Consider the following 15,415-nt stretch of genomic DNA (forward strand, 5'->3'; position numbering starts at 1 on the left):
GTACCTTCAACCAACTTAAAGGTGCAATCTTAAGTGGCGTAATTGATATAAAAGCAATTGTAGTTATGAGGAGGAATTTGCAAATGACGAAGTATATTTTTGTAACAGGTGGGGTAGTTTCTTCGCTAGGGAAAGGAATTGTCGCATCTTCATTAGGACGATTATTAAAAAACCGTGGATTAGAAGTAACAATTCAAAAATTTGATCCATATTTAAATATTGACCCAGGTACAATGAGTCCATATCAACATGGTGAAGTGTTTGTAACGGATGACGGTGCTGAAGCCGATTTAGACTTAGGTCACTATGAACGCTTTATCGATATCAATTTAGGGAAACATTCAACAGTAACTTCAGGACGTGTTTATCAATCAGTTCTTGCAAAAGAACGTCGTGGTGATTATAACGGCAAAACTGTACAAGTAATTCCTCATGTAACAAATGAAATAAAAGATCGTATTCAACGTGCAGGTCGTGAAACAAATGCTGATATCGTAATTACAGAAGTAGGTGGTACAGTGGGAGATATCGAATCGCTTCCATTCCTAGAAGCAATTCGCCAAATGAAATCAGATCTTGGCCACCACAATGTAATGTATGTTCACTGTACATTAATTCCTTACATCGCTGCTGCTGGTGAATTAAAAACAAAACCAACACAACATTCTGTGAAAGAATTACGTTCTTTAGGTATTCAACCAAATATTTTAGTTGTTCGTACTGAACAACCTGTATCTCAAGATATGAAAGATAAATTAGCATTATTCTGTGATGTAACACCTCGTGATATTATTGAATCTCGCGACGCTGAACATTTATATGAAGTACCATTAAATCTACATGCTCAAGACTTTGATGATATCGTTCTAGAACACTTTGGCATCGAAGCACCAGAAGCAGACATGTCTGACTGGAAACAATTTGTAGATAAAGTAAAACATCTAAAAAATAAAACACGTATTGCCCTTGTTGGGAAATATGTTGAACTTCCAGATGCTTATATTTCAGTAGTAGAAGCATTAAAACATGCAGGATACGTTTATGATTCAGATATCGAAGTCGACTGGATCAATGCAGAACACGTAAATTCTGAAAATGTTAACGAATTATTAAAAGATGCTGATGGAATTTTAGTACCTGGTGGGTTCGGTGATCGCGGAATAGAAGGAAAGATTTCTGCAATCAGATATGCACGTGAAAACGACGTTCCTTTCTTAGGAATTTGCTTAGGTATGCAATTGGCAACAGTAGAATTTGCACGCAATGTTCTTGGATTAGAAGGTGCACATTCAACTGAGCTTAATAAAGAAACACCGTATCCAATTATCGACTTCCTGCCAGATCAAAGTGATGATATCGATTTAGGTGGAACATTACGTTTAGGATTATATCCATGTAAATTAAAAGAAGGATCACGTGCAATGGCAGCTTATAATGATGAGCTTGTATATGAACGTCATCGTCATCGTTATGAATTTAATAACGAGTTCCGTGAAGCGATGGAAGCAGAAGGACTTGTATTCTCAGGTACAAGCCCTGACAATAAATTAGTTGAAATTATTGAGTTGCCTGATAAAAAATTCTATGTGGCTTGTCAATTCCACCCAGAATTGATTTCACGTCCACAACGCCCACAACCGCTATTCCGCGAGTTTGTTGGTGCAGCATTTAACAATCGCTAAAAAATAAATGAGTTAGTAAGTACTCTGCAACTAGCAGAGGAAACTTGATGTGTTATTTCACCGGTGGAAAAGTGCCGATACGGGGACAAGCACACGAAGCTTGACGAAAATAATAGGTGAATTGGGCACTTCAGGCATCAAAGTTATTTTAGAGCAAAGTTATTAGCGCTTAATATGAATTTCTTAACAAAGGGGCTAACCCAAAAGTGATAATTCATTCACTTTGGGTTAGCCCCTTTCTATTTTTATATTCAAATAAGGGAGAGAAAGTTCGACTCTTAAAAACCTTGTCTTACAAGCCAGCTTTTACATAAGTCCTTCCATTGTCCAACAACTACATCACTTTCTGCAAGGCCCAGACCATGGCGGCCGTTTGGGAAGATATGCATTTCGTAAGGTACGTTCCATTTCGATAAAGCTCTGGCATATAAAAGGCTATTTTCAACAGGAACAGTAGCATCGTCAGCCGTATGCCATAAAAACGTCGGTGGAGTGTGAGTGGAGACGTTTAACTCATTAGATAAATTAGCTCGTAGCTCATTAGTGGGATTTTCTCCTAGTAGGTTATGGAGGGACCCATCATGATAATTCTCTAAAAAAGAAATAACAGGATAACAAAGTATTGCGAAATCTGGCCGGCAGCTTTCCTGATCAATCTCATCACTCGGTTGATAAGCATGAAAACTGGATAGTGTAGAGGCTGAAGCAGCTAAATGTCCCCCGGCAGAAAAACCAAGAATGGCAACTTTCTGTTTATCGAGGTTCCAATCTTTAGAATGAAAACGGACAAAACGAATTGCACGTTGGGCATCTGATAATGGAGCGGGATGTTTATATGGAGCTACTCGATAATTTAGTACAAACGCTGAGATTCCAAGAGAGTTTAACCACTTTGCAATGGGCTCCCCCTCGTGATTTGCACGGCGCTGATAGCTTCCACCAGGACAAATAATGATAGCACCACGACCCACTGAGTGCTCAACTAGATAGGGAGTCAGGGTAGGGACATCTTCGTTATTTTCCAACCTTGTTTCTGGCCATAGTAAGTATGTCATATTACATCGCCTCTTTTATAAATGTATTTTTTAAAACTAAGCAAGGATCTTAAAGTTTAACTGCATTTTCTCTATCATAGAAAAGCTAGAAATCTTTACTGGATAAGAGCCGACAAGACTGAGCAGGTGATAATTTAAGGCTTTAAACAACCAATTATTATTGAGCATAATTCCCTCCAACTGTTTTGTCACTCATTTAAATTTTAGGTGAATTCACTTTTGAAAATAATTAAAGATTTTAAGATGAATGATTAAAATTTTAAGGTAAATAGAAAGTTTGATTGAGAGTCGGGAAGGATTGAATTACACTATCTTTACCTTTGCTAGATTTAGGTAATTAAAATGATAGCGCTAACATCATGGGAATAGGGGGATAGTTGTATGAAAAAAAAGTATGTCATTTGTGGTGTTAGTAACCGGGCATTACAAATGTTTATCGGTCCAATGATCAACGAGTTTTCAAAAGAAAGCGAGATTGTGGGGTTACTTGATTCCGATTCTTATCGCTTTACCATATGTAAACAAAAATACCCACTCCTTAAACATGTTCCAACGTTTTCTTCAGAACAATTTGAAACAATGATTGATCAGACAAAACCAGATTATGTCATTGTTGCGGGAAGAGATGATACCCATGTTGATTACATTCTAAAATCGTTGCAAAAGCAAGTGAATGTGATTACAGAAAAACCAATGGTGACAAATGCCCAAGATGCCTATAAAGTCATGCAGGCTGAAGCAGAAAGTGATGCAAGTGTAATTGTCACGTTTAACTATCGATACAGTCCATTCCATCGGAAAATCAAAGAAATGATTCTTGAAGGCAAAGTCGGTAGAGTTACTTCTGTTGACTTAAATTGGTATATTGATACGTTCCATGGCTCTAGTTATTTTAGAAGGTGGAACCGAGATCGAAAACTTTCAGGAGGGTTGTCTGTTCATAAATCAACTCATCACTTTGATCTAGTGAATTGGTGGTTGGACCAAAAACCAGAAGAAGTGTTTGCCTATGGAGCTCTACATTATTTTGGCCCGGATGGTGAATTAAATCCTCGTAAGGAAGCAAGCCGCTTTTGTGGGAACTGTGATGAGCAGAGAAACTGTGCCTATTACAGACGTTGGAATCCACGCAGTGGTTCCAATAGTGTGAGGGACGACCATCTTCTGGCAGGTGTTTATGAGGAAATTCCTTATACCAACTACAGACCTGATGCTTGTATTTACGATGAGGAAATTAGTATTGAAGATACTTATGTTGCCACAGTGAAATATGATGGAGGAAGTTTACTAAGCTATTCAATTAATTTCTCAGCTCCATATGAGGGATATCGACTTGCTATCAATGGAACAAAAGGAAGAATCGAGACAACTGAATTCCATGAACCATCAAGAATCCACTTTAATTATCCTGAGCAAACAATCGATTATTTTCCGCTTTTCGGTGCAAAAGAAACGATAGAACTAGTCAAAAATCCTGGGGGCCACGGAGGGGGAGATCCAATTTTACTAGAAGATCTTTTTCTTGGTCCTGACCCGTCCCGGAACTATCCAATTTTAGCTGGCTCAGAAGCAGGTGCTTATTCGATTGCAGTTGGAGAAGGTGTATGGAGATCTGTCAAAGAAGGAAAGCCTATGAAAATAAAAGAGCTTTTATTCCAGCCAAAGAAAGTTACGAGCCATTCTACTAAATAAAAAGTAGACATGAAATAAGGGCTTCTTTTAATAAGTTGTTATTTTTAAATAGGTTTTTTGAAAGTTAACGTTTACGGTAGCTTGAGTGTAATAGGCGAGTCAGCATCGGGATTAGCGGGGGCAGGTGAGGCCTCACAAGCTTTTGCATCGAGATTACTCACGCCTATCGCACTCTAAAATAGAAAATAATCATTCCTAACTGCCTGATTAATAGCAGTAAAGCTTGACTTGTTTTTGAAAAAAATTCCGTAAAAGTAATTTTCTAAAATATCTTAAAATTTTTACTAATCATCTTAAAATCTTTAATTATTAAAGAAACCGTTTTCATTTACAATTGAAATTAGGAAGGAGGAAACTAAATGAGTTATTCACAAGGATTTCCTGAAACTGCTGTAAACAGTAAAAAAGTGGTTCATAAAAAGAAAATAAAGAAAGATAAATGGGTACCTTATCTTTTTATATTGCCATCATTTCTCATTATTTTAGGGTTTCTGTTTTACCCAATAGCAACTGTATTCTACTACAGTCTTCAAAACTATGATGTATCTGCACCTTACTACAATAGTTTTGCAGGACTTGATAATTTTATAAAAATCTTTACACAAGATCAAATGTTTATCCCAAGTTTAATTAACAGTTTGAAGTGGGTTGTTTCAGAAGTCGGTCTGCAATTAATTTTTGGTATGATTTTGGCTTTATTACTGAACCAAACCTTCAAATTTAGAGGGTTGGCACGAGCGGTTGCCTTTATACCTTGGGCGATTTCAGGAGTACTTGCTTCCGTTATGTGGTCAATGATGTTCAATGAACATATGGGTGTCATCAATGACATGCTTATGAAATTGGGACTCATTAACGAACCAATGGCATTTTTAGCAAGCACATCAACCGCTTTTGGAGCTGTGGTAATTGCTGAATTATGGAGGGGAATTCCTTTCTTCGCTATTACTCTATTAGCTTCCTTGCAAAGTATTCCAAACGAATTATATGAAGCTGCACGAGTGGATGGTGCAAGCAGATGGAAATCATTTATCTATGTCACTCTGCCACAACTAAAAAATACAATTATTTTAACAACATTATTAAGGGTAGTTTGGGAATTTAATAACGTCGATCTTCTATTCAACTTAACAGGCGGTGGCCCTGCACATTCAACGACAACCCTAACGATGTATATAGCTGATTTAGCTGTACACGGAAGTAATTTCGGTTACGGTTCAGCATTAACGGTTGTTTCCTTTGGTATTCTATTAATCTTTGCCATCCTTTATTTGAGGCTATCACGTTATGAAAAGGAGTGATTTGAAGGATGTTTTCTAAAAATAAAAAACTAGATAGAATCTTAACTTTATACTTACCTCTAGCGTTAATGCTTAGCTTTACCTTGTTTCCAATTTATTGGACAATCAATACAGCATTGAAACCGGAAGGAGATATTCTTAAGCGTCCACTCCAATACTTGCCAGCAAATCCGACAGTTGAAAACTTTGTTTATGCCTGGACCAATATTGGATTTGCCACATTCTTTAAAAATAGCTTAATCGTCGGGATATGTACAGTCATCATTGTTCTTATTTGCTCTACTTTATCTGGTTACGCTCTAGCTAGATACAATTTTAAAGGGAAAAAGGGTTTCATGCTCATGCTATTATGCACTCAATTTATCCCGAGGGCAATGATGATTATCCCATTATTTATTATCTTTAAAAATTTAGGATTAATTAGTCATCCGCTTTCATTAATCATTACGTATACAGCCGTTGAGATTCCATTTACAACGATTCTTATGTCAGGATTTATTTCAAATGTTCCAAGGGAATTGGAAGAAGCGGCCATGATTGATGGATGTTCAAAATTACAAGCCCTGCGCCATGTCGTCTTTCCATTACTAATGCCGGGGATCGTGGCAACAGGAGTATTTACATTCATTTATACTTGGAATGAATTTTTATTAGCCTTGATGCTGACTAATCAACAATCCAGGTTCACGCTCCCTGTCGGCTTAAGTTCAATGATGGGAGAATTTAACGTTAACTATGGAGCATTAGCAGCTGGAAGTGTGATTGCTTTAATTCCTGCGGTTATATTATTTGCCTACGCACAGAAACACCTTGTCAATGGCATGGGTGGGGCTGTCAAAGGTTAATTTTGTAATAAAAATAAATACAATGATGAAAAGGAATAGGGGGAAACATCATGTTTATGAAAAGGGGAAAATACAAAAGTTCTATTTTAGCATTCTCAATTGTTTCAGGATTGCTGTTTGCTGGTTGCAGCGGTGATGATGAAACGACGTCTTCTGCACCAACTGACTCAGAAAGTAATTCAGATGAACCTGTAAAAATTACTTTCTGGGATGAAAATGCAAGTCCAGAGCGTACACCGTTATGGGAAGAAATTATTAAACAGTTTGAAGATGCAAATCCAAATATTGACGTTGAGTATGTAGGGATTCCAAATAAATCAGCTAAATCCAAATATGATGCGGCAATTGCTGCAAATGATACCCCAGACGTTGGATCTGTTCAAACAACATGGCTTCCAGAATTCTCTATACGTGAAGCATTAATTCCTCTCGATGAATATTTTGAAGGTTCTGAATTGAAGGATAAAATTAATGCAAGTGCGATTGAATTCAATAAGAAAATCACACAAGATGGCAAATTGTATGGAGTTCCATATGCTCAAAACTTAGATACAATCTGGATCCGTACAGATTGGTTTGAGGAAGCAGGAGTAAAAGAACCAGAGACATTTGAAGAGTTCTTTACTGCAATTGAAAAAATGACGGATAAGGAAAATGGTCGCTATGGATACACAATCCGCGGTGGGGCAGGAGGATCATTCCAACTACAGCGTTTAATGTTTGCTTACAGCGGTTTAGATTATTTTGGGGAAGATGGTAAAGTAAATATCAATGACCCTAAACATGTCGAATTTGTTGAAAAATATCTATCTTACTATGAAAAATTCACTCCAAAGAGTGATATTACAAATGGATATAAAGAAATGATTGCAGGTTTTGATACTGGTGTTGTTGCAATGGTACACCATAATGTTGGTTCTTACGGTGAGCACAAAAAATCATTAGAAGAAGGTACATTTAAGACGATTCCACTGCCTAAGACAGAGGATGGTAAATACGTTGCTGAAGGTGGAAACGCTGTCAATGTAGCAATCTTCAAGAGTACAGAACATCCTGATGCTGCTTGGAAATTTGTCGAGTTTGTAAACTCTGCTGAAGCACAAAGCTTGTGGAATGAATCTACTGGGCAAATCCCAACAAACGCCGATGTATTGGATGACGAGTGGGTACAAAATGCACAGCATATTAAGGTAGCGTTCGAAGTGTATGAAAACCCTGAAACTAAGCTTTATGAACCGCCATTCTACTTACCAGATTATCGTTCAATTCTTGATAATTTAGTAGACCCTGGGATCCAGCAAGTGATGAGTGGCCAAAAGACAGCAAAAGAATTCTTAGATGAATGGGCTAAAGCAATTGAAGAGTCAAAAGAAAAATATGATCAGACGTTTAACAATTAAACGATGACGTAAACTCATTCAGTGGGGGAAGTCTCCACTGAATGAAGTTTTAAAAAAGCATTGTTTATAAAATTTAAGTATGTTACTAATTCACTCGTTTTTTCACGATTAATACAGGAAAACGAACGGGCAGGCAAAGGATCAGCCCAATCCTTCAATATAGGTGAAATACTTTCAAGAAAAGGGGAATGAACAATGGGAAAGACAACAGATACAATTGCAACTGAAACTCCATTGGTGATGGCGGAAAAGGCATGTCAAGCTTTAATGCAAGCATTTCGTCCCGAAGAATTGCCGCCTGCAAAAGCTTTTCACTACCATCAAGGTGTTTTTCTGTATGGAATGTACAGAGTCTATCAAGAAACAGGTAAGAAGGAATACTTTGACTATATTAAAGCCTATTATGATTGTTTAATTGATGAGTATGGAAATTTGTGTTTCGCGAGGGATGAGCTTGACTCAACAATGGCAGGAATTCTGTTGTTTCCATTATATGAAGAAACAAATGATCAAAGGTATATGATTGCAGCTAAGCGATTAAGAAGTGCATTAGATACGCTGAATAGAACATCAGAAAATGGCTTCTGGCATAAAGAGAAATATCCATATCAAATGTGGTTAGATGGACTTTTCATGGGCGGGCCATTCATGGTTCTTTACAGCCAGCATTTCCATGAAGAAGAACTAATTCAAACAGTTCTTTTGCAAGAAAAATTAATGAGAAAAAATATGACAGACGAGAAAACAGGTCTACTCTACCATGCGTGGGATGAGCGTAGGGTTCAGCCATGGGCGAATGCTGAAACAGGCTGTTCACCAGAATTTTGGGGACGTGCACTTGGTTGGTATGGCACAGCATTGATTGATTTGTTAGAGCTTTTAGGGGATCGAAAGCGAGGGCAAGAAGAATTAATTCAAGCTCTTCAAAGCTTCATACCAGCTATTGTTAACTTCCAAGATGACAAAACGGGCTTATGGTATCAGATTGTAGATAAAGGCAGTCTAGAAGATAACTGGTTAGAGTCCTCTAGTTCTGCATTGTTCCTTTATTTTATATCGAAAGCTATTGGACATGGTTATGTAGACGATTCCTATCGTGCGGTAGCAGATAAAATCTATAAGGGATTGATAGAGCACATGGTGGAAGAAAAGGATTCTACACTTACTTTAAGTGGAATTTGCATTGGCACTTCGGCTGGAGTGTATGACTACTATGTGGACCGCCCAACATCTGAAAATGATTTACATGGCATGGGTGCATTTATCTTGGGAAGTATGGCATATTACGACCTTATAAAAGCATAATATAGTTGGATTTGTAGTATGTGATGAGGTAATTTTAGATCCAAGCGAAACCGTTGATTTTATTCGAGGAAAAGCTTTCGTCAAAAAACTGAATTTATAAGTCGTTAAAATTTTTTCTGTGAAAATATATAATCCATAGAGTCATTGAGTAATCATGATGGATTGTCAATAAGTAATGAGAGCTGCCTGTTGAGGGGTCGCTTGTATAAAATATTTTGTATTTATTTGGGGCACATACAAGGCTCCTTGTACAATAACATGGAGTTTAGCCTGAAGCATTCGATGTGAAATCGCAACGAGTGCTTTTTTCTTTCCTATTTGTACAGCTATTGATCAATAAATATTGGGTAAATAATGATTATGACTCTTAGAGACTGCAAGCCATCTCTCAAGATTTAAGCCCTTTTGTCTAGGTACATGGGTTTGAAAGCTTATGAAAGTTTTATTAGTAAAGTTAACGAAATGGAAGCTCCTATTTAATATACTTTTCAATTTATAACTCTACAAAGCTTTCGCTCGACTAAGGAAATTTATAACCATTTTAATAGGTCAGTTAAATTCCTAAATCAATCTATATATGGTTGTGGAGTATATTGAAAATTTAGTATATTTAGAATAAAGAGGCGAATTTTGTTTACCGCTTACATAATATCAGTTATTGTTTAGATAGGAGAGAAGGAGAGTATAAATGATGGTTAAGAAAATAAAGAACTTAATTCAGAAATATTTTCTGTACTCTATTAAATCGACGATTAACACTCTCTATTTACCTATCATTATTATTTTTATATCCATTTCTGGATGGGTTTCTTCTATGCTTGCAACCGCACAAATTGAAGAAAATGCATATAAAAATGTCAATGATACGATTTTCCAAACAAAGAATTATTTAGACTATATGCTTTCAGATGTTTTCCAGCAACTAGTTACTGTATCGAGTAACCCAAGGATTTTAAACTTGGTTGGAACTGAGGAATCAGAAATTAAACCAGAATATTATGTGGAAATTGATAAGAGTTTGCAGCATGTATATTCCCGATATAACGTCATAATTGAATCCGTTCTCATTGATCTCAATCAAGGAGAGTTTTTCCTTTATCATAGTGATTATAATTCGAATCCATCAGTTTTATATGAGGATTATTTTAATCAATATAATGGAAGCAAAGAAGGTTTTTATTGGAGAAATATGCATGAAGATGAAATTTTTAATACGAATGATCAAGTGATCTCAGTATTTAGATTAATTGAGAGAAAATCCTCGTCTGATAGAGGGATTATCCTATTTAATCTTCGAGATGATTATTTTGAACAAGTATTAAACAAATCGTTAATCGGGGAAAATGGCTATTTAACACTAATTAGCCCAAATGGCAAATATGAATCGAAAGACGTTAAAACAGAATATAAGCTAGATAATAAAACACTCTATTCACTTCAAAATACAGAAGATGAGAGTGGGCAATTCTCTTATGAAAGCGTTGCCGGTGAAGATATGATCGTGATTTATGACACGATTGAGGCTAATAAATGGAAACTGGCGGCTGTTGTTCCTGAAAGTGAAATATTAAATAAAGTAAATTACATAAAACACTCTACTGTTTTTTTCATATTAATAATGATTGTTAGTGCTATCTTTTTAACCTCCTTAGTTGGAAAGTATATCTCAAAACCATTTGAAAAAATGGCTAAGCAAATGCGTACTATTAACAGGGAGAGTCTTGCTTTTTATGATGAATCGTCTGGTCCAGAGGAGATGAAAATACTTCATAATGGGTTTAAAGAGTTACTTTTACGAACTCAATCATTGATGGAACAGATTCAGTTAGAACAGGAGGAGAAAAGGCAATTAGAATTTGCGATTATGCATGCGCAAATTAATCCTCATTTTCTTTATAATACACTTTATTCGATTAAAGGATTATGTGATATGGGATTAAATAAGGATGCAAGCCAAATGATAAGTGCTCTCTCAAGCTTTTTCCGTATAGGAATTAGTAAAGGGAAAGAAATTATTTCAATTAAGGATGAGATTGAACATATTGAGCACTATTTATTCATCCAGGAAATGCGATATGGGGATGACTTTTCCTACGTAATTGATGTTGAAGATGACATTTTATCCTATAACATTATTAAACTTTCATTGCAGCCTTTGATTGAAAATGCCATTTACCATGGTGTAAAGCAGAGGAGAGGACAAGGGAAGATTACAATAAAAGGCTATCAGACAGGAGATGCGATTCACCTAGAGGTGGCTGATAATGGGAATGGCATTGAAAAAGAGAAATTAGTAGAGATTTTAAGAGAAATGGAAGCTTCCTTTCAAGAGAAAAAGAGTTTTATTGGGATTGGGCTAAAAAGTGTAAATGAACGAATTAAAATTCACTTTGGAAAAGAGTATGGTTTGCATATATCAAGTGAATCTGGTCAAGGCACAGTGGTGAGCATTCTTATTCCCAAAACAAAGGGGGAGATCAGCGAAAATGTATAAAGTGATTGTTGTTGAAGATGATCGTATTATTCGTCGTGGGATTTGTCAGTCAATCAAGTGGGATGAGCATGGATTTATCGTTGCAGGGGAAGCAGGAGATGGTGAGGTGGCACTTGGGTTAATTGAAAAAGAACAACCCCAAGTCGTCATCTCAGATATTAATATGCCATTTATGGATGGGTTAGAAATGGCGAAAAAAATAAGAGAAATTAGCCCGGAAACGAGAATTATTTTTCTAACAGGCTTCGAAGATTTCAAGTATGCTCAACAAGCGGTGAAACTTAAAGCATATGATTATTTACTAAAGCCAGTGGACTCCGAGCAATTGTTACATAAAGCAAAAGAAGCAGCAGCAGATTGGGAACAGCAAACAAAAAAAGAAAAAAGAATCACAGAATCCTTGCCTTATCTTCAGCAAAAATTCTTTCAAGAGTTGATGAAGGGAGGGGAGGAGTGGATGGATATAGAAAAGGAATTAGCCGAGCTTGGGGTTGAGTTAGAAGGCCCTAACTATGGCGCGGTACTTGTTCATTCTTCTACCGGTTTTCATGATGAATGTAAACAAAAGATATCAGAGATTACCTCTTCCTTTTTTTCACAGAATAATTTTATTGTCATAAATATCGATGCTAATGAATTCGCAATTCTTTTATCTCTGGAAGGAGAAAATGATGTAAGGAAGGGACAGCTTGTACAACAATTGTTTGATTGTTGTAATTCCGTCAAACATTCTATAACAATAACGCTTGGTAGAACTTACTCAAATTTATTCGAGCTAGGCAAATCATTGCTTGAATCACGTTTAGCTATGGATTTGAGACATATTATGGGGATAGGCAAGGTATTTTCATTTGAAGATACCGTTTCAAGCAAGGAAGAAACTGAAAGTCGTTTGAAAGAATTGGAATTTGAATTAGAAAATCAAATTAAGTTAGGAATACCTGAAAAGGTGAGTGAAACGCTTAATCAATTAAATAAAGCGATTATTGAAAAAAAATCCGTGCCGTTGACTGAACTAAAAATTATCGCATTAAAGTTTAGTACGATGCTCTTTTTCGAAGTTGAAAAGTGGAAAAAAGAGGAGATTAAGAGTTTTAATTCATCGGATGTTTATCAAGATATCATAAAAATGGAAACCCTTTCAGAAATGATGGAGATTTTAAATCGATTAATACAACAATGGTCTGATGAAATGTATAAAAAAGAGGACAAGAATCATTTCAGCCATGTTGATCAAGCAATTATGTACATCAAAGATCACTTTCATGACAGCACCTTGACACTCAAAAAAGTGGCTGAATTTATCCATGTTAGTGCTCCGTATTTAAGTAATTTATTTAAACTCGAAAAAGGAATTAATTTTGGAGATTTCTTATTGGAGTTAAGGATGAAGAAAGCCATGGAAGAATTGCGTAAAGGTGATAAGAAAACATATGAAGTTTGTGAAAAAGTAGGCTATAATAATCCTCAATATTTTAGTATTTGTTTTAAAAAATTTACTGGCTATACTCCTGCTGAGTATAAAAAGCAGTTTAAATAAATTCAACAGATAAAATATATTAAAGGGTATAAGCCCCCAACGAAACTAATGTTGAGTTAGAGGGGGTCTGACCTTTATTTTTTTTGGCTTTGTTAAAAGGAGTGGTGATATCTGCGGATAAATTAGTAAGTAATACAAAAAATAACGCACCCTATGAGCTATTAAGAGCACATTTCACGAAGAAAGGAATTTTCGCCCCATTTTAGAAGCATTTCTACAATTATTTTTCCAAAGATTTAAAAAATCTTTCCCCATTTTCCATAGCTAGTATTTTCATACATGTACAAAATCTTAAGATAATGGTTTAAGATTTTAAGATGTTTGCCAAATCAAATTGTAATCCCTTTCATGGATTTATATACTCAACGTATAAGTTCTTATATCCTAAAAATTTCTAATTGATAACCACGTTTGGGGTGACGCTATGAAAAAATTTAATATATTATCAAAGCTCTTAGATTGTGGAGTTGTTGCAGTTGTTCGGGCAGACTCCCAAGAAGAGGCTATAAAGATCTCACATGCTTGCATTGAAGGTGGGATTATAGGGATTGAAGTTACTTTTACGGTCAATGGAGCCGATGAGGTAATAAAAACTTTATTGGCTCATTATGAGAATAATAGCAATGTGGTTATTGGTGCTGGGACTGTTTTGGATGTGACTACGGCAAGAATCGCTATTTTGGCTGGAGCTCAGTTTGTTGTCAGTCCAAGTTTTGATGAAGAAACAGCAAAATTATGTAATCTTTATCAAATCCCTTATATGCCTGGCTGTATGACGATAACAGAAATGAAACGTGCACTAGAATATGGTTCAGATATTGTAAAGTTCTTCCCAGGAAGTGGATTTGGACCTGATTTCGTGAAGGCAGTAAAAGGACCTCTTCCACAAATTAATCTTATGCCTACAGGTGGAGTCGACTTAGAAAACGTCGATGAATGGATTAAAAATGGTTGTGTTGCTGTTGGAGTCGGAGGAAGTTTAGTAGCACCGGCAAAAACAGGTGATTTTGCTAGGATTACAGAATACGCAAGAGAATATATGAACAAAGTCAAAACTGCTCGAGAGGTTTAATGATGAAAAAGATTATTACTCTAGGAGAAATTTTACTTCGATTGTCAACTGATGTTGGAAAACGGCTTTCCCAAGCAGATCAACTTGATCTGAACTATGGCGGTGCGGAAGCGAATGTCAGTGTATCTTTGTCAAATTTCGGGTATGACGTTTATTTTGTTAGTAAAGTTCCTGATAATCCCCTTGGGTTAGCTGCAGAAAGACACTTAAAAACAAACGGTGTCAGAACGGAATTTTTATTAAAGGGCGGGGAGCGTTTAGGTACGTATTATGTTGAGTCAGGTATAGGAGCTAGAAGTTCACAAGTAACCTACGATCGAAAAAATTCCAGCTTTTCACAAATAATGAGCGAGGAAATCGAGTTTGATAACATATTTAAAGACGCTGATTTATTCCATATTACCGGGATTACACCAGCACTTTCACCTAGTTTAGTAGAGTTAACTCTAATAGCTTTACAAAAGGCAAAGGAAAATGGAGTAACCACAAGCTTTGACTTTAACTATCGTTCCAAATTGTGGAGCCATCAGGAAGCAGCTGAAACAATGAAACTGTTTCTTCCATATGTGGATATTTGTTTTTGTGGCGAATTAGACGCTATTTACTTGCTTGGCATTGATAAAGCTTCAAACTCATTAGAAAACAAGGATAGACTTACATATTATTACGAAACTATCCGAAAAAATTATCCGAATATTCAATACTTAAGTTCGACATTCCGAGATGTACTTTCAGCATCAACCAATACATTGCGAGGAAATCTTTTTGCTGAGGGGGTTTTATATCAGTCGAAAACTTACCAAATTGATCATATTGTCGATCGGGTTGGTGGTGGAGATGCCTTCGTGGCAGGGATGTTATATGGAATCCTTGAATCTACACCATTTAAGGAAGCGGTTACATTTGCAACTGCTGCATCTGTCTTGAAACACACTATTCTTGGTGACTGTAACACCTTTTCACCAGAGGAGATTAAGATCTTTGCTAATCAGGCACCAGGTAAAATTGTACGCTAAGCAATTCGAATGG

11 protein-coding genes are annotated in these 15,415 nt (G+C 36.2%); 10 read left to right on the top strand and 1 reads right to left on the bottom strand.

Annotated elements, in window-relative coordinates:
- The first annotated feature begins 83 nt into the window (after positions 1-83).
- Positions 84-1,682: a CTP synthase gene (locus MKY04_RS03575; RefSeq protein WP_126294863.1), complete on the top strand. Its 1,599-nt coding sequence runs from the start codon at positions 84-86 to the stop codon at positions 1,680-1,682.
- A 278-nt stretch (positions 1,683-1,960) separates the two neighbouring features.
- Here the strand turns inward: MKY04_RS03575 and MKY04_RS03580 are convergent, their stop codons facing one another.
- Complete coding sequence (locus tag MKY04_RS03580) at positions 1,961-2,737, bottom strand: alpha/beta hydrolase (RefSeq protein ID WP_428833892.1); 777 nt, start codon at positions 2,735-2,737, stop codon at positions 1,961-1,963.
- A 381-nt stretch (positions 2,738-3,118) separates the two neighbouring features.
- Here MKY04_RS03580 and MKY04_RS03585 point away from each other — a divergent pair, with 381 nt between their 5' ends.
- The 9 genes from MKY04_RS03585 to MKY04_RS03625 all read left to right on the top strand — a co-directional run bounded on the left by MKY04_RS03585 (position 3,119) and on the right by MKY04_RS03625 (position 15,402).
- Positions 3,119-4,429: a Gfo/Idh/MocA family oxidoreductase gene (locus MKY04_RS03585; protein WP_346235319.1), complete on the top strand. Its 1,311-nt coding sequence runs from the start codon at positions 3,119-3,121 to the stop codon at positions 4,427-4,429.
- Between the two features lie 359 nt (positions 4,430-4,788).
- Positions 4,789-5,730, top strand: a complete 942-nt coding sequence (locus MKY04_RS03590; protein ID WP_126294860.1) for a carbohydrate ABC transporter permease — start codon at positions 4,789-4,791, stop codon at positions 5,728-5,730.
- 8 nt (positions 5,731-5,738) lie between these two features.
- Entirely contained in the window at positions 5,739-6,575 is an 837-nt protein-coding gene (locus tag MKY04_RS03595; protein WP_346235320.1) for a carbohydrate ABC transporter permease, read from the top strand.
- Between the two features lie 50 nt (positions 6,576-6,625).
- Entirely contained in the window at positions 6,626-7,975 is a 1,350-nt protein-coding gene (locus MKY04_RS03600) for a sugar ABC transporter substrate-binding protein (RefSeq protein WP_346235321.1), read from the top strand.
- A 195-nt stretch (positions 7,976-8,170) separates the two neighbouring features.
- Positions 8,171-9,280, top strand: a complete 1,110-nt coding sequence (locus MKY04_RS03605; RefSeq protein WP_126294858.1) for a glycoside hydrolase family 88/105 protein — start codon at positions 8,171-8,173, stop codon at positions 9,278-9,280.
- Positions 9,281-9,968: 688 nt separating this feature from the next.
- Positions 9,969-11,774: a sensor histidine kinase gene (locus MKY04_RS03610; protein ID WP_246020352.1), complete on the top strand. Its 1,806-nt coding sequence runs from the start codon at positions 9,969-9,971 to the stop codon at positions 11,772-11,774.
- A complete protein-coding gene (locus MKY04_RS03615; RefSeq protein ID WP_126294857.1) occupies positions 11,767-13,314 on the top strand; it encodes a response regulator in 1,548 nt (515 codons plus the stop codon). Before MKY04_RS03610 ends, MKY04_RS03615 begins: the two co-directional genes overlap by 8 nt.
- 424 nt (positions 13,315-13,738) lie before the next feature.
- Positions 13,739-14,386, top strand: a complete 648-nt coding sequence (locus MKY04_RS03620; protein WP_126294856.1) for a bifunctional 4-hydroxy-2-oxoglutarate aldolase/2-dehydro-3-deoxy-phosphogluconate aldolase — start codon at positions 13,739-13,741, stop codon at positions 14,384-14,386.
- A gap of 2 nt (positions 14,387-14,388) precedes the next feature.
- A complete protein-coding gene (locus MKY04_RS03625) occupies positions 14,389-15,402 on the top strand; it encodes a sugar kinase (RefSeq protein WP_126294855.1) in 1,014 nt (337 codons plus the stop codon).
- Positions 15,403-15,415: the final 13 nt, after the last annotated feature.

Source organism: Lysinibacillus telephonicus, from assembly GCF_039654155.1.
Lineage (GTDB): Bacteria > Bacillota > Bacilli > Bacillales_A > Planococcaceae > Ureibacillus > Ureibacillus telephonicus.